This window comes from Brevibacillus sp. HB2.2, assembly GCF_013284275.1.
GTDB lineage: Bacteria > Bacillota > Bacilli > Brevibacillales > Brevibacillaceae > Brevibacillus > Brevibacillus brevis_D.
The window spans coordinates 28706-46623 of the sequence record NZ_JABSUV010000036.1; the positions used below are offsets into that span (position 1 = coordinate 28706).

At 47.4% G+C, this 17918-nt stretch carries 19 protein-coding genes; 13 read left to right on the forward strand and 6 right to left on the reverse strand.

Features of this window, described 5'->3' with window-relative positions; all coding sequences use genetic code 11:
• Window positions 1–116: 116 nt before the first annotated feature.
• From HP401_RS22565 to HP401_RS22585, 5 genes are all read right to left on the reverse strand, one after another.
• Window positions 117–1022, reverse strand: a complete 906-nt coding sequence (locus HP401_RS22565) for a class I SAM-dependent methyltransferase (protein ID WP_254457149.1) — start codon at window positions 1020–1022, stop codon at window positions 117–119.
• Between the two features lie 125 nt (window positions 1023–1147).
• Window positions 1148–2527 (reverse strand): FAD-binding oxidoreductase, encoded by a 1380-nt coding sequence (locus tag HP401_RS22570; RefSeq protein ID WP_173606620.1) that lies wholly within the window; start codon window positions 2525–2527, stop codon window positions 1148–1150.
• A gap of 150 nt (window positions 2528–2677) precedes the next feature.
• Window positions 2678–3418 (reverse strand): ATP-grasp domain-containing protein, encoded by a 741-nt coding sequence (locus tag HP401_RS22575; protein WP_173606598.1) that lies wholly within the window; start codon window positions 3416–3418, stop codon window positions 2678–2680.
• A gap of 18 nt (window positions 3419–3436) precedes the next feature.
• Window positions 3437–4147: a hypothetical protein gene (locus tag HP401_RS22580; protein ID WP_173606599.1), complete on the reverse strand. Its 711-nt coding sequence runs from the start codon at window positions 4145–4147 to the stop codon at window positions 3437–3439.
• 51 nt (window positions 4148–4198) lie between these two features.
• Entirely contained in the window at window positions 4199–5041 is an 843-nt protein-coding gene (locus tag HP401_RS22585; protein ID WP_173606600.1) for a helix-turn-helix transcriptional regulator, read from the reverse strand.
• 133 nt (window positions 5042–5174) lie between these two features.
• Here HP401_RS22585 and HP401_RS22590 point away from each other — a divergent pair, with 133 nt between their 5' ends.
• Window positions 5175–5915 carry an SDR family oxidoreductase gene (locus tag HP401_RS22590; protein ID WP_173606601.1) on the forward strand — a complete coding sequence of 247 codons (741 nt, stop codon included), beginning with the start codon at window positions 5175–5177 and terminating at the stop codon, window positions 5913–5915.
• Between the two features lie 175 nt (window positions 5916–6090).
• On the opposite strand, the gene HP401_RS22595 is transcribed toward HP401_RS22590, so the two are convergent.
• Window positions 6091–6669 carry a TMEM175 family protein gene (locus tag HP401_RS22595; protein WP_173606602.1) on the reverse strand — a complete coding sequence of 193 codons (579 nt, stop codon included), beginning with the start codon at window positions 6667–6669 and terminating at the stop codon, window positions 6091–6093.
• Window positions 6670–6923: 254 nt separating this feature from the next.
• On the opposite strand from HP401_RS22595, the gene HP401_RS22600 reads away from it, so the two are divergent.
• The 12 genes from HP401_RS22600 (at window position 6924) to HP401_RS22655 (ending at window position 17862) form a co-directional block, all read left to right on the forward strand.
• On the forward strand, window positions 6924–7379 hold the full coding sequence (locus tag HP401_RS22600) for a tellurite resistance TerB family protein (protein WP_015894022.1): 456 nt from the start codon (window positions 6924–6926) through the stop codon (window positions 7377–7379).
• Window positions 7380–7462: 83 nt separating this feature from the next.
• Window positions 7463–8668 carry an HpcH/HpaI aldolase/citrate lyase family protein gene (locus tag HP401_RS22605; RefSeq protein ID WP_015894023.1) on the forward strand — a complete coding sequence of 402 codons (1206 nt, stop codon included), beginning with the start codon at window positions 7463–7465 and terminating at the stop codon, window positions 8666–8668.
• Window positions 8601–9980, forward strand: coding sequence for a phosphoribosyltransferase family protein (locus tag HP401_RS22610; RefSeq protein ID WP_254457150.1), 1380 nt, complete (start codon window positions 8601–8603; stop codon window positions 9978–9980). Before HP401_RS22605 ends, HP401_RS22610 begins: the two co-directional genes overlap by 68 nt.
• Window positions 9981–10001: 21 nt before the next feature.
• Window positions 10002–11147, forward strand: coding sequence for a cysteine protease StiP family protein (locus HP401_RS22615; protein WP_173606603.1), 1146 nt, complete (start codon window positions 10002–10004; stop codon window positions 11145–11147).
• Window positions 11144–11959 carry an HAD family hydrolase gene (locus HP401_RS22620; protein ID WP_173606604.1) on the forward strand — a complete coding sequence of 272 codons (816 nt, stop codon included), beginning with the start codon at window positions 11144–11146 and terminating at the stop codon, window positions 11957–11959. Before HP401_RS22615 ends, HP401_RS22620 begins: the two co-directional genes overlap by 4 nt.
• 190 nt (window positions 11960–12149) lie before the next feature.
• Window positions 12150–12755: a TerD family protein gene (locus HP401_RS22625; RefSeq protein WP_173606605.1), complete on the forward strand. Its 606-nt coding sequence runs from the start codon at window positions 12150–12152 to the stop codon at window positions 12753–12755.
• A 57-nt stretch (window positions 12756–12812) separates the two neighbouring features.
• Window positions 12813–13394, forward strand: a complete 582-nt coding sequence (locus HP401_RS22630) for a TerD family protein (protein ID WP_016739422.1) — start codon at window positions 12813–12815, stop codon at window positions 13392–13394.
• 36 nt (window positions 13395–13430) lie between these two features.
• Entirely contained in the window at window positions 13431–14015 is a 585-nt protein-coding gene (locus HP401_RS22635) for a TerD family protein (RefSeq protein ID WP_016739421.1), read from the forward strand.
• 129 nt (window positions 14016–14144) lie between these two features.
• Window positions 14145–15380 (forward strand): TerD family protein, encoded by a 1236-nt coding sequence (locus tag HP401_RS22640; protein WP_173606606.1) that lies wholly within the window; start codon window positions 14145–14147, stop codon window positions 15378–15380.
• Window positions 15381–15397: 17 nt separating this feature from the next.
• Window positions 15398–16288 carry a TerC family protein gene (locus HP401_RS22645; protein ID WP_173606607.1) on the forward strand — a complete coding sequence of 297 codons (891 nt, stop codon included), beginning with the start codon at window positions 15398–15400 and terminating at the stop codon, window positions 16286–16288.
• A 71-nt stretch (window positions 16289–16359) separates the two neighbouring features.
• On the forward strand, window positions 16360–17382 hold the full coding sequence (locus HP401_RS22650; protein WP_173606608.1) for an ATP-grasp domain-containing protein: 1023 nt from the start codon (window positions 16360–16362) through the stop codon (window positions 17380–17382).
• A 105-nt stretch (window positions 17383–17487) separates the two neighbouring features.
• Window positions 17488–17862 (forward strand): hypothetical protein, encoded by a 375-nt coding sequence (locus HP401_RS22655; RefSeq protein ID WP_173606609.1) that lies wholly within the window; start codon window positions 17488–17490, stop codon window positions 17860–17862.
• The last annotated feature ends 56 nt before the right edge of the window (window positions 17863–17918 follow it).

Here is a 17918-nt window from a genome sequence, read left to right on the forward strand (position 1 = left end):
TCAAATAGAACCTTTCCATAATTTAGCATATAGATTTTGACAGAGAAATACAGTTGCCATAGAAAAAGCTACGTTTATCTGAAAGACAACGTAGCTTATCAATAGAAGTTATCACTCTATGTAGTGGCTATCAGGAATTCTTCTCCGCTTGGCAGCGAAAGACCATCGGTGCGGCCGGTAAAGTAGCGCTGGTTAAGTTCTGCCGAGGATACATGCTGGACTTTTCGGAAACCAGCTTCGCGGGCCAATGACAGCATCTCCGGCGGTGTGAAAAAGCTGATGAAAGGCGTCCCGCTTGACCGCGCTCCCTTTTCTGCCTCTTCAACTTCGGGACGTTTCTTCGTTTCTGTAAAGGTAAAGGGCAGCAAAAACGTCATAGCCAGCGTGGAGCCTGGAGCAAGCGTCGCTACTTGGCGCAGCGTAGCCATAATCGCATCCTTCGTAAGGTACTGGGTGACGCCAGTGGATGCTACCACCGCTGGTCGGCTAGCTTCAAAGCCGGAGTCCTTTAGTTGCTCCCACCAGGACCAGCCTGCCTCGAAGTCAACGGGTACGAGTCGTAACCACTCGGGCATGCCAAAGCCCAGCTCGTTCAAGCGTTGCTTCTTCCAACCCTGCGTGTCTGGCTGATCGACCTCGAAAATCCGCATCTGAGAGGCGATTTCCGGTCGTCGCTGAGCAAAGGTGTCGAGGCCAGCGCCGAGGATAACGTATTGGGTGACGCCTTGTCCGAGCTGTTCGGTGACCAAATCCTCAATAAAGCGAGCACGAGCCACGATAGATGCTCGAAACCCGCTGGTGCTCTTTGGGTCCATGTCGGGACGTTGGCGCCAGTCGTCTTCCGGAGCCACCAGTCGCAGACCGATCTCGTCTTCTAGTACATGCGGTTGAGAATCGATCTGTGCGTGCAACGCCCGCCACAACGCGACCCGCACCGCCGTGTGGTCTGGCACCGTAGTTTGCTTATCATGCATGGCTATTCTCTCTCCTATCGATTCGTTTCCTTCTCGTTTTCGATACAAAATGACTTCATTTTAATATGCTCCACTTCCAGACCACTCTCCTCCCAAGACTTAGCTTCATGAACGTATCGACAAAAATGTAAAAAGGAGTACGCCACAGCATGCTCCTTTTGTTGATTTCCTTATCATTTTGCTCTCTTCTTCCCAACCGGAATACTCTGGGCAAAACGAAACACATTATACGGATCGTACTTTCGTTTCACCTGCTTCAATCTGGCAAAGTTCACACCATAATACGCCTCAGGCCAGTTCTTGATCTGCAAATCAGGGAAGTTCACATAATCTCCTACGACAAAAGGACGTAGCGCTCTACGGAACCTTTTCACCCACTGGATACTCCGCTGCTGCTCGCTGTTGTTCCTCCATCGCGCCGACAGCTCATAGATCGTCTCTGCCTTTCGATGAGGATAGGCCGTTGCTATCGGGGATATCCGGCTCACCGCGCTTCCTGCACCACCCAAGCTCTGACTCCACACGGTAGAATGCCTATTGGGCGCCTTCGACAGGAAATTGCGGATGATCCGTACTCCTTGGCGAGGCAAAGGTTTAAAACCAAAAGCCCCGGTTATTTTAAACTTCGGCTCCAGATTCAGATCCGCTGCGGCAAAAAATCTGGTTGCTTCGATGAAAGGCACTGTCCGCACCATCACCTTCACTGGAGTTCCCGCTTGCAGCAAAGGTCTGATCAATCGCCGCAGCTCCTCTGCACCGCCCAGGAATTGCCCGGTAGACACGATGGTTCCCACTTGCTTAGCAGCCACCTCTATGGTTGAGGTTAGGCGGTTTGTGACAGACGGTGCCCAGCGCTGCCAAGTCGGGAATACCTTCTCCAGATCGCGCCATTTCCAGGTAATGCTGTAGATGGAGACATCCTGGATAGGGTGAACCCGAAACGTAAAGTCTGTAGCAATGCCAAAGTTCCCTCCCCCACCACCTTGTGATGCCCAGAGCAGATCGGAATGCTTCTTCTTATTTGCGATGATCGTCTTCGCCCCACGCCGTCCCGATGCTACCACCATCTTCACCTGTTTCAGGTTATCGCAGGTAAGGCCATATTTGCGCGACAAAAGTCCAATCCCACCGCCCGTGGTAAGGCCCGCAACGCCCACGTCGGGCGCAGTCCCAGCCGGGAGTGCCACGCGCTCATTCCACAGCTTCCTGTACACCCGGGCAAGCGGATTTCCTGACTGTACGTGGGCCACCATTTTCTTGCGATCCACCTTTACCTGATTCATCTCGCTCACATCAATGATAATCCCGCCATTTACAGCTGAAAAAGCCTCATAGCTATGCCGTCCGCTCCGCGCTCGCAGCCGTACGCCCCGCTCACGAGCCCATTTGACTGCGCTGATCACATCCTGCGTTCGTCTGCAAAAAACGATGACCCGTGGAAACTTGGAAAAGCGCCTGTTGAACTCCATTCTGGCCGCATTGTAAGACCGGTCACCCGGCAACACGATCCTTCCGGTCAATCGGGTACCTGCTTTTTTCCGTTTTTGTGCCATCGAATGTTCACCAACCTCGTCCATGGAGTAAGCTTTTCTCATCTGCTTATTCCTATGTAGGGACACTAGACCTGGTAACGGCACATGCCTTGTAGGGGGGCGGGTACAAAATAACGGCTGAACACTCTCAGGCATAGTTCGCATCATAAACTATAAGCTTCTTAAATAGTCTTTCGTCCCAGTTAATTCTGACCATCTGGCTGAGAGAAACTTCGCATAGTTTAAAGAAGCGATTCCATATGTCCCTAGAGAATGACCATCATTAATCTCTACCAGCTTCATATTCCCATCTCGATCAATTCCAAAATCTAAACCATAGGCAGCTGGCGCATCAATATAATCCTTAACCGCACTTTTTATAATACGTAGATCTAATTTTGAATCCCAGGCACCTTTATACTGCCTAATATCAAGTATTTCTCCATATCGTATAAAGCAACGCCATTCCGTCACAAAATCAACGATTTCCGAACACCAAATCTTCGTATCCTCATCCTGTTCAATCAATCCTATAAAATCTTTATATTCTTTTACCACTTTTCCAGCAAATTTTTTTGTTATGTCTTTCGGTTTTACAAAAACATTCCAATCCTGTTTATTTTCAAAAAGCTGTTGAATAGTTGAAGTCCATATTTTCCTGCCAAAATAACTAGATAAAGAATCTGGATAATCTATTTCTCCTTGGCTTCTTTCTATCCCCAATATTTCAAGACGTTTTCTCACGTTGCCAATACCGCCAACTACTACGTCTTCTGGATTCTTTTCTTTTATTTCATGAACATCATGGAACTTAATGATCTCCCATCCTAATGAAGTGAAACCTTCAAAAGCAATAAATGCATTTACATTGTAGAATTCTCCACTTTTGTTTGCCTGTATATACGCTCTCATCCATATCACTCCATCATTTCAAACGGGTTTTTCTTTCTCCATCGCCTGCTTGAGCCATCTATCCATTCGATCCTTAGGCAGCAGGATGTTTCCTCCATAAGCATTATTCGTATGAAAGTCCCAATATCCATATACGAGCATATGGTACTGACTATCTATTCGTTTTACGAGTCCCCATACGCCGATATTCCCCTGCGAACCAGCACTAATAAATAGCCAGTTCTCGTAGTTGAATATGTAGCGATCTCCAAACATATCAAAACTCTCTAAATAACCTTCTCTTCCATCTCTCTCTGGAAATCTCTCGTTGTAATCCTTAATCATCCATACATCTAAAATCTTTACGCACAGCCAAGCTGTAAACTCATTCCGCTCAATGACACGTTCAATGGAACACTGTACAAAAGAAGATTGTTCAATCTCTTCCGGATAAGAATCCCAGCCATTAAAACTGGAGAGTACCGGCGTGTACATGATCCAAAAGGGTTCTCCCATCCTCATATGAAAAGGATGGGAGACCTTCACCGTTCTAACCTGACCTCGCTCAGGCGGGCGATTGGAACGCAGCCAATGTCGCTCATCCAACAGGGGAACTTCGTTTTCAAAATCTGACCATTCCATAATGTCATTTTCGAAGCCAGCAATATCAAACAGCTCACTTTCCATCCTAATGCGCTCTGATACGCCTTTGCATACTCCGCACGTTAAAGCAATGAGCTCTTGTTCCATTTGCTTCACCCCTTCATCTTGCCAATCCAGTCTCTATTAAATAGCGTTGCTTCATGCTAAACGAGACTCGCCTATTAGATCTTTTAACTGTTCATCAGTCCCCGTATTTTCGATTGGTGTATATACCCTCATCACGAGGTCACCACTTTCAGGTACGGCAAAAGAATGGTAACGAAAACTCAACAGGCCAGCTTTAGGATGATGTATCACTTTTTCCCCTTTCGAAGTCCCGGATACATCATGTCTTCGCCACCACACTCTAAACTCCTCACTCTGTTCACACAATTTGTCAACGAATTCCCGATACCACGAATCATTCATGTACAAGGCATATCGGCTTCTAAAATGAGCCAACAGCATCGTGGCGACGTTTTCCCAATTCACAATGCGAGCCTCTGTATCCTTCATCATGAAGACTCTCCAAAGTATATTTCTCTCGATCTCTGCTATCTGATGAAAGTCTCCGCAAAGCGTACTTGTCATTTTGTTCCACGCTGTTACGTTCCAGTGTCTATCGATGACATAGGCAGGGTAGCTCCCCATCCTGTCGAGAATTTGTTGCAGGGCTGGAGAATTTGATTCGCCTACTGTGACGTATGGAACTACAGAACAATTAGCCAATACAAACAAATGATTGCGCTCGTCATGGCTGAGTTGGAGCGTCCGCACCAAGCTCTCCAGCACTTGTTCCGACACCTGAATATCCCTCCCCTGCTCCAGTGCCGTGTACCATGGCAAAGAAATCCCTGACAGAGTCGCCACTTCTTCCCGCCTTAGACCAGGCGTACGACGACGTGCAGTTTCAACAGGTAATCCCGCCTCTTGCGGGGAAAGGCGGGAACGACGGGTCCGGAGAAAATCAGCTAGCTCCCTTCGCCTTCTTTCATCATTCATACGATCATACACCTCTATATCCTACTAGGATTTATACTACTTTTCCGAATCGTACTGTAAATACAGAGCTGTTTGTCAATTTATGAAGCTGATTATAATCGACTCATCACCTACAGAGATGGAGGACGATCTTATGGGAAATCTGGAATTTTGCAGTAGTTTGAAAGGCAAGCGTGTTATCCTGCTCGGAGGAACTTCTGGAATGGGATTTGCGACAGCGGAAGCCGCTGCGCGGGAAGGGGCATATGTTGTTGTAGTATCCAGTCGAAAAGAGAGAGTGGACGATGCTGTTTCGCGTCTCCCCAAAGGTACGGAAGGATATGTGGTTGATCTATCCAATGAGGAGCAGATTCGCGTATTTTTCAGCCGTATTGGTGAATTCGATCACTTGGTCTTCACCGCTGGAGAGCCATTTCAGCCCGAAAATCTCAACACGGTTGACATGGACAAGGCACGCCAATTCTTTACCATCAGGTACTGGGGGGCAGTTATGGCAGCGAAATATGGCTCAGAGAAAATCAGGCAGAATGGTTCCATGATTTTCGTTTCCGGCACCGCTTCAGTTCGGCCTCCAAAAGGATTGACGATCGCAGCTAGCATTTGTGGTGCTATCGAGTCCCTGACAAGGGCGCTAGCCGTCGAACTGAGTCCACTTCGCGTCAACGCCATACGTTTCGGATTCATGCGTACTGAGTTATGGGACAATATTCCTGAGAAAGAACGAAATACCATGTGCGAGACTGTCGGGAAATCCCTCCCTGTTGGGCGAGTGGGCGAACCCGAGGACGCGGCCGAAGCGTTTCTCTATTTAATGCGTGAGAAATACTCCACCGGTCAGGTCATCGTCGTAGATGGCGGTTCTACGCTGGTATGACAACGAATCCAATCAGCTTTCATCGGCGAAATGCCCTCTTATCGAGGGCATTTTCCATGTCGGTCATCCTCCCTTATGATATGGCCTACTGGGTTGTCTGTAACAACAGCACTTGAAAAAAAGAGTCTCCGGTTTGGAGACCTCTTTCCGTTTCCCATACTTTTCTCGGGTCCAATTATTCGCTTCTCAAAATGTGCTCGATTCGCTTTTCCGGCACGACCCAAATCGCTGCAACGAGTACGTAAAAGAAGCCGGATATCCATGGACCCACATACGCGGTCAATATCGCGAGCAAATAGAGAACAGGAGATATTTTCACCTTCCAGTCTCTGCCCATTGACTTTACGAATGCAGAATCTCCAGAATGCTGGCTAATGATTGCGAGCTGAAGCATTCTGTAAGAAATCGCTGCAAGCAGAAGAATAATCCCGTACAATGCCATCGGAGTGGGCGCAAACTGGCTTTCCCCCATCCATGCGGTCGTGAACGGAATAAGGGATAGCCAGAAGAGCAATTTCAAATTCAGCCACATGAGCCGCCCGTTCATTGTGCGAACCATATGCAGCAGATGATGATGGTTGTTCCAGTAAATGCCGACATAAACGAAACTGAAGATATAACTAAGAACTTTTGGACCTAGTTCGATTAACGAATGCCAGTCGTGGCCTTCTGGTACTTTGAATTCTAGTACCATAATCGTAATGATAATTGCCAGCACGCCATCGCTAAACGCTTCCATCCGGTTTGCTCTCATTTGGTGATCACCTATTTCCCGCTTCACGCGCTGAATTGATCGAATAGATATCCATAGTTTATTCTAACTTTTCTTCATACTGTCAAGCACAACCTTCCCCTCATTCGGGATCGTTTTAACGGACCTAATGGATTCATTTATTATGGGAACCAGAACATTTACATATTATGTATCTCTTTTGCCAAAATATATCTATTGATGTAAGATTGTAGAATAAACGTATAAGTGAGAAATTTGTCGATGGAGGTAATAGAATGTCATTTTCTGGCACATTTACGAATTGGCTTAAAAACACACAAGCATCCTTGCGAGACCAGGTAAAGAAGTTTCAGAATCGTGACTTCATGGATGCAGTCGTTGCCGGATGCGCATTGGTTGCCGCCGCTGATGGACACATTGAATCCTCTGAAAAGCAAAAGATGGCCTCTTATATCAATCGAAGTGAAGAATTGAAAGTTTTTGATATGAACGATGTAATTAGCCGCTTCAACCATTTTGTCAGTGGATTTGAATTTGACCACGGCGTCGGGAAGATGGAAGCACTCAAGGCAATCGGCAAATTAAAAAATAACCCAGAAGCAGCGCGAATTCTTATCGGCGTCTGTTGCGCAATCGGTGCCGCTGACGGTGATTTTGACGAAAAAGAGAAAATAATCGTTCGGGAAATCTGCCAAACCGTTAATTTGAATCCAGCTGATTTCCAGTTGTAACAAGCGAGATTGCCTCGGGCCAAGGGGGCAGTCTTGTTTTTTATCAATGGCGAGTTGGGATGAAGAGGGGAGCCGTTTCTTTTATGAGGCATTTTGATTACTTGCTCGAGAACGAAAAAGAAGAATTATTCAGTGTACACCCCCTTCCGATCAATCGAAACACCGAGAAGGAAGTGCTAGCCCACGCGTTGGGAGCTACACTCTACATGCCCGCCATACGAACCACCATCTCTCATGATGTAATGACGCAAAAACACGAGGGCTTGGTCTCCATGGTCATCTGCCTGGAAGACGCTATCGGCGATCATGAGGTTACCGAGGCAGAGCAATCGCTGATTCGGCAGGTCCGTGATATTTCCAGCCGTCTACGAAACGGCTTGATCCAGCAGGACGATATACCGATCATGTTCGTGCGTGTCCGGGATGTCCACCAAATGAACCGACTTGTGGAAGAACTGCAAGAGGATTTGATCAGCCTGACTGGGTTTGTGTTCCCGAAGTTTACAAGCCGCAACGCTGAGGAGTATCTGGAAGCGCTGCAATCGTGCAACCGATACGTTCCTTTCCCTGTGTACGGCATGCCGATTCTGGAGTCCGCCGACATTATTTACAGAGAATCCCGAACAGCCGAGCTGCTGTCGATCAAAAAAATTTTGGACAAATACCGGCACCTCGTCCTGAACGTGCGCATGGGAGCAACCGATTTTTCCAGCCTGTTCGGATTGCGCCGTGGACCAGATGTGTCTATTTATGAGATTTCCACGATTCGCGATTGCATCGGCGACATTGTGAACATGTTTACACGACAGGGCAGTGAATACGTCGTATCTGGTCCAGTCTGGGAGTATTTCAGCAACGGCGAAAGGTTGCTCAAACCACAGCTCCGCCAGTCTCCGTTTGAACAAAAGCTGGGCGGCGCATCAGGGCGCAGACTTCGCCAGCAATTGTTGAATCAATGGCAAGATGGGCTGATCAAAGAAGTATTGCTGGACAAGGAAAACGGTCTGACTGGCAAAACGATCATCCACCCAAGCCATATCAAAATTGTCCACTCACTTGCCGTGATTACACGCGAAGAGTACGAGGACGCCAGGGCAATCCTGCAAAGCCAAACAAACGGAGTAACGAAAAGTCACTACGCTAACAAGATGAACGAAATCAAGCCACATACGAGCTGGGCGAAAAAAATAATGATCAAATCAAAAGTGTACGGGGTGTTCCATGAGCATAACAACTTTATCAACCTGCTCGCTCGAACAGCAAATATCCAGTTTCAATATTCTCGGTGATTTAAATATCACCATCCACGTTCGACAAAATCCGTACCATCTTCCATTGGAAGCGCTATTCCAAATGGCTGCCCGAATCAATAAGAAACGAAGCTTCCTGTTTGTCAGCAAGGTTCTGGGAAAGCATTTGCCCGTGCGGCCGTCAGCGTCTGTGCTAAGCGGTATGGCATTGGCGGCACGTCTCCTTGAAGAGTTTTATTCTCAAGAAGTCAGTGATCTTCCGGCGATCGTGCAAGGTATCATTCAGCAGGAGAAGAGCGAAGAGATTCTTCACAAACTGCTGCAACATCCCCTCGAATTACCCGAGCCCTTGTTATTCATCGGATTTGCCGAGACTGCCACTGCGCTTGGACACAGCATGTTCAGCTCTTTTGGCAGCAAGGCAGAATACATCCATACAACAAGAGAGCTGATCAAAGAGGTTCCGTCCACGATTGCTTTTGAAGAAGAGCATTCTCACGCAGTAGCCCATCACTTTTATCCATTGGATAAAAACTTGCTACATTCTGCGTGTCCTATCGTATTAGTAGATGATGAGATTACGACAGGCAAAACAGCGCTTAACATCATTCGCGAGATTCAGCAACATTTTCCGAGAAAGCAATACATTGTTGCTTCCTTATTGGATTGGCGCTCGCCTGACGATCACCGCAAGTTTCTGGAGCTTGAAGCCGAGCTGGGTATCGAGATCACAGCCATCTCGCTGATTAAGGGAGAGATTGAGGTGAACGGCGTTCTTGGCGAACAGCAGGCTGAGCAGACGAAGCCTGCCTTTGTCGAACCAGAAGCTGAGCCGACTGTCATCACGCTGGAGACCGCTGCGCTAACCAAACTGTCCTTTTCTTCCATCGATCAGACAGGCTTTGTGAATACCTTGCCGTATTTGCAGCAAACTGGACGCTTTGGCATGACTTCCGAGCAGCAGCGTCAATTGCATGACACGCTTCGCGAGCTGGGCCAGTTTTTGCAGCAATATCGTAAGGGTACGACCTTGTGTATGGGAACAGGCGAGTTTATGTACGTGCCGATGATGATTGCCGCTTCTATGGGCGATGGGGTTTGGTATCAGTCAACGACAAGAAGCCCGATTCATCCGGCAACAAAGGAAACATATGCCGTTCAAAATGCATTTGCGTACGAAAGTCCGGATGATCCTACTGTTCGCAACTTTATGTACAATATCCCGGAGCAGCGGTATGACGAGCTGTTCCTGTTCCTTGAACGCGGGACAAGCGTGGAGCGGCTGAATAGTCTTTATGCGGCCTTGGCCCAACTGCCGATTCCGAACAAGTATCTCGTAATGTTTCGCTAACTGCAGAGAGGGGTAAACCGAATGGAGCAAGGCTCATTATACACAGCAGAACTCATGCAGCCGATTAAAATGGGGAGCTACCCTGCAGAGGATGTTACATTCCTGTTGAAAGAAATCAGCGGATTGATGGAAGAAACCAACACGGAGGACCGGGAAGAATTGATTCAGGCGGGGACACATTACTCCGAGATGCTGCCTGTTGAGTATCAGCCGTCCGCCGAGTACATCTCATTGTTTCATCAGGCCTTGCAGACGACAGCACGAAAAGTGGCGCTGGCGTCAGGAGTAGTGGCTGAATCCATCCTTGCACGCAAAGGCAAGGAGATTGTGCTTGCCTCGCTTGCAAGAGCAGGAACGCCGATCGGTGTTTTGATCCGCCGCTATTTGAGACAAATTCACCAGCTGGATACGCCGCATTACAGCATCTCCATCATTCGCGGCAAAGGTATTGACGAGAATGCACTGCGCTATATTCTCGAGCATCATCCGGGCAAAGGAATTCAGTTCGTAGATGGTTGGACAGGCAAGGGCGCTATTACATCGGTCTTGCACGAGTCGATCTCCCGCTTTAACCAGAAATTCCATACGCGGCTTGATGCCGATTTGGCTGTTCTCGCTGACCCAGGGCATTGCGTGCAGACGTTTGGCACTCGCGAAGACTTTTTGATTCCGAGCGCTTGCCTGAACTCGACCGTGTCCGGTTTGATCAGTCGTACCGTGCACCGTGACGACCTCATTGCAGCTGGTGAATTTCACGGAGCCAAATTTTATCGGGAATGGGCTGACGAAGATGTTTCCAACCTTTTCGTGAATACGATTTCTGCGCATTTTGCGGATATTGCCGACGAAGCAAAGGCAAAAGCAGCTGAATTGATCAGCCACGAGGACGACTACGTGCCGAGCTGGAAGGGAATGCGCGATATTGGGCGGATTCAGCAAGAGCTGCAAATTGATGATGTGAATCTAATTAAACCGGGAGTTGGCGAAACGACACGCGTGCTTTTGCGCAGAGTCCCATGGAAAATTCTTGTCGATTCAGTCGAAAACCCTAACCTTTCTCATATCATCATGCTCGCCAAGGATCGTGGTGTATTAGTGGAGGAACGTTCCGATATGAGCTATTCCTGCTGTGGTATTATCCGAACGATGGGAGGGGAAAAACAATGATTTTTGCAAGTGACCTGGACCAAACCCTCCTATACGGGAAACGATTTCTCACGGACGAAATGCAGTCGTTTCAGGTAGTCGAAGTGCTTGAAGGCGAACCAACCTCGCACATGTCTGACAGGGCAATCCAACTTCTTCATGAAGTTCATCAAAAGTCTCTGTTTATACCCGTGACAACAAGAACGATTGAGCAGTATCAGCGAATTTTGATTTTCCAGAATGAGCTTTTACCTCGCTATGCAATTACCAGCAACGGCGGCAATGTAATCCGTGACGGACGAATAGACGATCAGTGGAGTCGTCAGGTACATAGCCGAATGGTCAACGAATGCGCGCCGTTTCCCGACATGCTGGCCGGCTTCGCCCAGATTAGCAATGACAGTTGGGTGATTCGGGAGAGAATGGCAGAGGATCTGTTCTTCTACAGCATCATTGATCGAGAAAAAATGCCTGTCGATGAACTGCGCGACTTCGAGCGCTGGGTGGCGCAACAAAACTGGAGCATGTCCATTCAGGGCCGAAAGCTCTACCTCGTGCCCCAGGCGGTCAACAAGCGCGATGCGACCTTGTACGTGTGCGAGCTGGAGCAGGATAAGCAGCTGATTGCAGCTGGTGATTCGCTACTGGACCTTCCTCTGCTGGAAGCAGCGCAACTGGCGATCGTTCCTCCGCATGGGGAGATTTATCAGATTCGTAACCACGGTGGCGCTGTGGGCAACTTCCACTTTACGCAGGCGGCGGGAATCAGCGCTGCAGAAGAGATTTTGCAAACCGTTCTGTCATGGTATCGCCAACTGGTCAAAGCAACATAAAACGAGTCGAGAACTTGCGGCACTTTGATCCTGAGAAATGAAAAAACACTCCCGCTCATAAAAAGACACAAAACTGATGTAATTTGTTGTTTTTTGCAAAAAAATGTAGATTTTATTGGATAGCAATGGAATAATCGAATTGTAATCTGCAAAATACTGGGGTATAGCCCGGACAGAGTAGGAGGGTGACATGTCAGTTATCAGTTTGCAAAAAGGGCAAAAAATTGACCTGACCAAAGGAAATGCCGGCTTGAGCAAAGTGCTGGTTGGACTTGGCTGGGACCCGGTAAAAAAATCCGGCGGACTACTTGGTGGACTGTTTGGTGGTGGACAAGCCAACATCGATTGCGATGCGTCCGTGATCATGCTGAACGAAAATGAAAAATTTACAAAAGAAACAAATCTCGTCTATTTCGGAAATAAGCGAAGCGGTTGCGGAAGCGTCAATCACTCGGGGGACAATCTTACCGGTGAAGGGGAAGGCGACGATGAGCAGATATCTGTCGAGCTTTCACGTGTCCCGTCCGATGTTCACAAGCTGATTTTCGTGGTCAATATCTACGATTGTGTCAGTCGTCGTCAGGATTTCGGAATGATTGGCAACGCATATATCCGCATCATGAATCCATCTTCTCGTCAGGAACTTTGCAAATTCAATCTGACCGAGAATTACTCAGGGAAAACCTCACTAATCGTGGGTGAACTGTATCGCCACTCAGGTGAATGGAAGTTTGCTGCTATTGGTGAAGGAACAACCGATACGTCGATTTCCCAGCTGGTCAGACGCTACACGTAGCACCTATCAGATTATACTTATTCCATAAAAAAATCGAAATTTCAGGAGGAATAACACATGGCAGTATCTTTGCAAAAAGGACAAAAGGTTGATTTGACAAAAACGAACCCTGGCTTGACCCAAATCAAGGTAGGTCTTGGCTGGGATACCAACAAGTATGATGGCGGCGGCGAATTCGACCTGGATGTGTCCGTATTCCTGCTGAACGACCAAGGCAAAGTGGAAGACGACAAACATTTCGTATTTTTCAACAATCCATCCAGCCCTGACGGCTCCGTTGTTCACTCCGGTGATAACCGCACTGGTGATGGCGACGGTGATGACGAAGTAATCGAAATCGACTTGTCCAAAGTTTCCGCGAATATCCAAAAGGTTGCTTTCACCATCACGATTTACGATGCGGCTACCCGCAACCAAAACTTTGGTCAAGTATCCAATGCGTATGCGCGTGTACTGAGCGCAAGCAGTGGCGAAGAACTCATTCGCTACGACCTTGGAGAAGATTTCTCCATTGAAACCGCTGTTGTAGTTGGCGAACTGTATCGTCATGGCAGTGAGTGGAAATTCAGCGCAATCGGCTCAGGCTACAAAGACGGTCTTGCTGGTCTGGCTCGTGATTTTGGCGTTAACATCGGCTAATTAACCAGTACGAAACGTGGAAAGGATGAACTTGCCATGTCAGTAATCAGCTTATCCAAAGGTCAAAAAATTGATCTGACGAAAGGCAATCCGAATCTGACCAAACTGGTCGTTGGACTCGGTTGGGATACAAACAAATATAATGGTGGATTTGATTTTGACCTCGACGCAGCGGCGTTTTTGCTCCACGCAGACGGCAAAGCAACCAACATTCAGCACTTTGTTTTCTATAACAACCTACAAGGCGGCAACGGTTCCGTTATTCATACTGGTGACAATCTGACGGGTGAAGGCGATGGCGATGATGAGCAAATCAAGATCGACCTGACCAAAGTACCGTCCGAGATTGAAAAAATCGCCATTACGATTACGATTCACGATGCAGAAGCGAGACGCCAAAATTTTGGACAAGTCTCCAACGCATTTGTTCGTGTCGTTGATGAAAATACGAACCAAGAAGTTCTTCGTTACGACTTGGGCGAGGATTTCTCCGTTGAAACCGCTATCGTCGTATGCGAATTGTATCGCTATCAGGGCGAGTGGAAGTTTGCTGCGGTGGGCAGTGGTTTTTCCGGCGGCCTCCAAGCGCTTTGCAATAACTTCGGATTACAAGCAGGTTAATTCGTACCAGCCAAAGGATGCTAGTTTGATAGTAGGGACTAGCATCCTTCCTTCATTTTTTGGACAAGACGCAACCAAGGCAACGCCACGGACTTGGCGGAACCGAGTTTTCTAAAATAGGTGATAGTGATGACGATGATGGTTGTTAAGGGACAAAAGGTTGATGTAACGAAGCAGTTTCCAGGGCTGACCAAGGTGATTGTCGGTCTTGGCTGGCATACCGGCAGCGAACTTGATCTGGATGCATCGGCATTTCAGTTGGGCGCAACTGGGAAAGTGAATCGTGAGGAGGATTTCATATTCTACGGAAATCCTAAATCAACGAACGGAGCTGTCTCCCTGCGGGACGGCGCTGGAGATAAACAGCAATTCGAACTGGAACTTTCCGCAATTCCGCTTGACGTAGAAAAGATCGCCTTTACGATTACCATTTACGACGCCATTTCACGTGGCCAAACGTTTCGACAGGTTTCCGATCTTTATTTGCGAATCTTGCATCCTGTCACATTCACTGAAATGATCCGATTTCCATTAGTTGATTTTTCTACAGAAAATTCGATCGTGACAGGTGAATTATACCGCTACAATGGCGAATGGAAGTTTAATGCGATTGGAAGCGGCTTTAACGGTGGACTTACTGCCTTATGCGGTAATTTCGGCGTAGAGGTGGCACACGAGCAATCCTCCTCTCCACAACCGAGTCCAACCACTCCTGCGCCACCTCCAAAGGTTGAGCAACCACCGGCACCGCCGATCAATCTATCCAAGGTTGAGCTGACGAAAAAAGGTGAAACGATCAGCTTGCGAAAATCAAGCGGGGCGTTGGGGCAAATCAGTGTGAACCTAAACTGGAATAGAAAAGTCAAGAAATCAAGCGGTTTTTTGGGCTTTAATAAATCCGATGGCATCGACCTTGATCTTGGATGTTTGTATGAGATGTCAGACGGGAATAAAGGTTGTATCCAAGCGCTGGGCCGACTTTTTGGTGAATATCTCCATTTCCCGTTTATCGAGCTGGACGGAGATGACCGTACAGGATCCAGAACTGATGGGGAAAATCTCCGCATTAACGGCAACCATGTGAGGGAGTTTAATCGCGTCCTGATCTATGCCTATATCTATGAAGGTGTAGCGAAATGGGCCGAAACGGATGGCGTTGTCACGATCAAACAGGCCGACAACCCGGAAATTGTGGTCCGCATGGACGTGCACGACCCTCGGAAGATTATGTGTGCCGTTGCCATGATAGAGAGAAAAGGAGATACCTTTGAGATCAGGCGTCTGGTTGAATATTTCAACGGACATATACAGATGGATCGCCACTACGGTTGGAACATACGTTGGGGCGCAGCAGGCAGCAAATAACTTAGGAGGAAAAAAGAATGGAGTTTTTGAATGGGCTGATTGAAACCTATTCAAGTTTTTTTTCATGGGAGGTTTTGCAGGGGGTACTGACCAATCCTGCTAACTGGACAATTATTCTCTCATTGGTCATCCTGGAAGGATTACTTTCAGCTGACAATGCACTGGTATTAGCAGTAATGGTAAATCATTTGCCAGAAAAGCAAAAGAAACGCGCATTGTTTTACGGCTTGCTCGGTGCCTATTTATTCCGTTTCCTGGCAATCGGTTTAGGTGTTTTCCTGGTCAAGATGACAGCGATCAAAGTAATGGGTGCACTCTACCTGCTCAAGATTGCAGCAGACCACTTCTTTGGCCATAATGAAAAAGCGCAAAAAGCAATCGATTTGCTGCTCTATCTGGGAATGGCAGCGTGCTTGTACTTTATCCCAATCCCGGTTGTACAAATTCTCGGTGGATTGCTTATCGTCTGGCTGCTCTACCGCTTATTCAAGTCTGGTGGGGAAGAAGAAAACGAGGCCGAGAACAAAGGAAAAGGCTTCTGGCAAACTGTACTTGCCGTTGAGATGATGGATATTGCCTTCTCCATCGACTCCGTTTTAGCTGCATTTGGTGTCAGCAACCAAGTCTGGGTTCTGTTCCTGGGCGGAATTCTCGGTGTCCTGATGATGCGAGGGGTTGCTCAAATCTTCCTGAAACTGATCGAGCGAATTCCGGAATTCGAAACAACCGCATTCGTACTTATTGCGCTCATCTCCGTGAAAATGTTCTTGGGCGCAGCAGGCATCCACATCGAGTCATACCTCTTCTTCGGCGTTCTGGTTCTCACCTTCCTTGGTACCTTCATCGTGCATAAGATGAAAAAAGGAAAACATGGGGAACAAGAAGACTCGAAGGAAAACGTTGCGTAAATAGCATGAGGTAAAGGAAAGCGAGGTCGAACAGACACTCGCTTTTCTTTTCGAATAAAGGAGGGCAACCAATGAGAAAACGGATTTGGTTCAATCGAACGTTCGCTACGGCTTATCCAATCGTCGAAATGATTCGCAATAACCCGGATAACTTCACTTTCGAGATTTATGTAACTCACCCGAAACGTCATAGTGTGATGCTACAAATCGCCGACTATGCTGAACTGGAGCCCACGCTGGATGTGCCAGAATACATCGACTATTGCCTGTCGTTTTGTAAAAAACACCGGATCGACGTATTTCTCCCCAACTATCGACTGGTAGAAATCTCCAGGCATATCAAAGAGTTTGAGCGGCAGGGCACGCAGGTTATGATTGCTCAGGAACATCAGTTGCTGGAGGATATTTCGGATAAGGGGAAGCTGTTTCAACTGTTTCAGGACGTACCGGAAGTACCGTTACCCGCTTATGCGATTGTGAATACAGCTGAACAATTCCAAATGGCATATGAACAACTGAAACAAGACGGGAACAAGGTTTGCTTCAAGCCTGCCCGAGGCGAAGGCGGAGCTGGCTTTTATATTGTGGAGGAGCAGCTTGATCCGATTGAGCGACTGTTTCGATCAACCCACCAGCAAATCACGATAGAAGAAGTAGTTCGCACGCTGTCCACACGGGAAACGTTTGAGGATATCATGGTCATGGAGTATTTGGACTCGTATGAGTACAGCATCGATTGCCTCGCCTATGAAGGGCAGTTGCTGGCTGCTGTGCCCCGCAAGAAAGTAGAAGGGCGTATTCGCGAGCTTGAGGACAACGATGAACTTCTACGAATTGCCGAAGCCGTGCAGCAGCGGTTGCAGCTTTCCTATTTGTTTAATGTGCAAATCAAATACAAGGAAGGTATCCCCAAGCTGCTGGAAATCAATCCGCGAGCTTCCGGCGGCATGTATATCTCTTGCCGGTCCGGAGTGAATTTTCCTTACTTGGCACTGAAACTGCTATTGACTGGAAAGGCGGACGTTCCTGTTCCAAAGCTTGATATTTTAATGACCCACGTTGAACGAGAGAGAGACTTGACGAGGGTATTGTAAAATATAGGAAAAATCAAAATTTATCAAGGGAGAAACCCTCCCTGCCCATGTGTGGGGAAAGTACAAAAAACGTTGCCTAGTATATTATGAAGGGGTAGGGTTTCGTTGAAAACAGCGAGTGAGATACTTTCGATAATCAGTAATGACAGTTTTTTAGAGAATGTCTTTAATAAAGATGTTGATTGGGACGCTAAATTAGACGCTAGGGATGCTGTTGGATTTGATGTAGCCTGGATTTCTAGTTACAAAAAAGTTGATCAAGTTGCCCCCTCTGAAAATACGGTGATCAGAGAAATTAGGGAATTTGTGTTCAAAGAAACTTTTCGGATAACCCAGAATTCGGAAGTGGCAGGGTATGCATCGGACGACTTTGGCCTAATTTCCAAGGCGTTTGAAAACAAGATCAATATTGAGTTTATCAATCACCTTTGGGATTCCTACCTGCAAGGGAAATTCCCGGATTCCAGTATATGTGAATGAATTTTCATTCGTTGTGATTATGAGAGTAGTCGAAAAAGACCGGAGAAGCATATAAA

Excerpts from the sequence above, each read along its gene's own strand:
- HP401_RS22570 (WP_173606620.1), bottom strand. The coding sequence starts at position 2,527 with ATGGCACAAAAACGGAAAAAAGCAGGTACCCGATTGACCGGAAGGATC.
- HP401_RS22575 (WP_173606598.1), bottom strand. The coding sequence starts at position 3,418 with ATGAGAGCGTATATACAGGCAAACAAAAGTGGAGAATTCTACAATGTA.
- HP401_RS22580 (WP_173606599.1), bottom strand. The coding sequence starts at position 4,147 with ATGGAACAAGAGCTCATTGCTTTAACGTGCGGAGTATGCAAAGGCGTA.
- HP401_RS22585 (WP_173606600.1), bottom strand. The coding sequence starts at position 5,041 with ATGAATGATGAAAGAAGGCGAAGGGAGCTAGCTGATTTTCTCCGGACC.
- HP401_RS22590 (WP_173606601.1), top strand. The coding sequence starts at position 5,175 with ATGGGAAATCTGGAATTTTGCAGTAGTTTGAAAGGCAAGCGTGTTATC.
- HP401_RS22595 (WP_173606602.1), bottom strand. The coding sequence starts at position 6,669 with ATGAGAGCAAACCGGATGGAAGCGTTTAGCGATGGCGTGCTGGCAATT.
- HP401_RS22600 (WP_015894022.1), top strand. The coding sequence starts at position 6,924 with ATGTCATTTTCTGGCACATTTACGAATTGGCTTAAAAACACACAAGCA.
- HP401_RS22605 (WP_015894023.1), top strand. The coding sequence starts at position 7,463 with ATGAGGCATTTTGATTACTTGCTCGAGAACGAAAAAGAAGAATTATTC.
- HP401_RS22610 (WP_254457150.1), top strand. The coding sequence starts at position 8,601 with ATGAGCATAACAACTTTATCAACCTGCTCGCTCGAACAGCAAATATCC.
- HP401_RS22615 (WP_173606603.1), top strand. The coding sequence starts at position 10,002 with ATGGAGCAAGGCTCATTATACACAGCAGAACTCATGCAGCCGATTAAA.
- HP401_RS22620 (WP_173606604.1), top strand. The coding sequence starts at position 11,144 with ATGATTTTTGCAAGTGACCTGGACCAAACCCTCCTATACGGGAAACGA.
- HP401_RS22625 (WP_173606605.1), top strand. The coding sequence starts at position 12,150 with ATGTCAGTTATCAGTTTGCAAAAAGGGCAAAAAATTGACCTGACCAAA.
- HP401_RS22630 (WP_016739422.1), top strand. The coding sequence starts at position 12,813 with ATGGCAGTATCTTTGCAAAAAGGACAAAAGGTTGATTTGACAAAAACG.
- HP401_RS22635 (WP_016739421.1), top strand. The coding sequence starts at position 13,431 with ATGTCAGTAATCAGCTTATCCAAAGGTCAAAAAATTGATCTGACGAAA.
- HP401_RS22640 (WP_173606606.1), top strand. The coding sequence starts at position 14,145 with ATGACGATGATGGTTGTTAAGGGACAAAAGGTTGATGTAACGAAGCAG.
- HP401_RS22645 (WP_173606607.1), top strand. The coding sequence starts at position 15,398 with ATGGAGTTTTTGAATGGGCTGATTGAAACCTATTCAAGTTTTTTTTCA.
- HP401_RS22650 (WP_173606608.1), top strand. The coding sequence starts at position 16,360 with ATGAGAAAACGGATTTGGTTCAATCGAACGTTCGCTACGGCTTATCCA.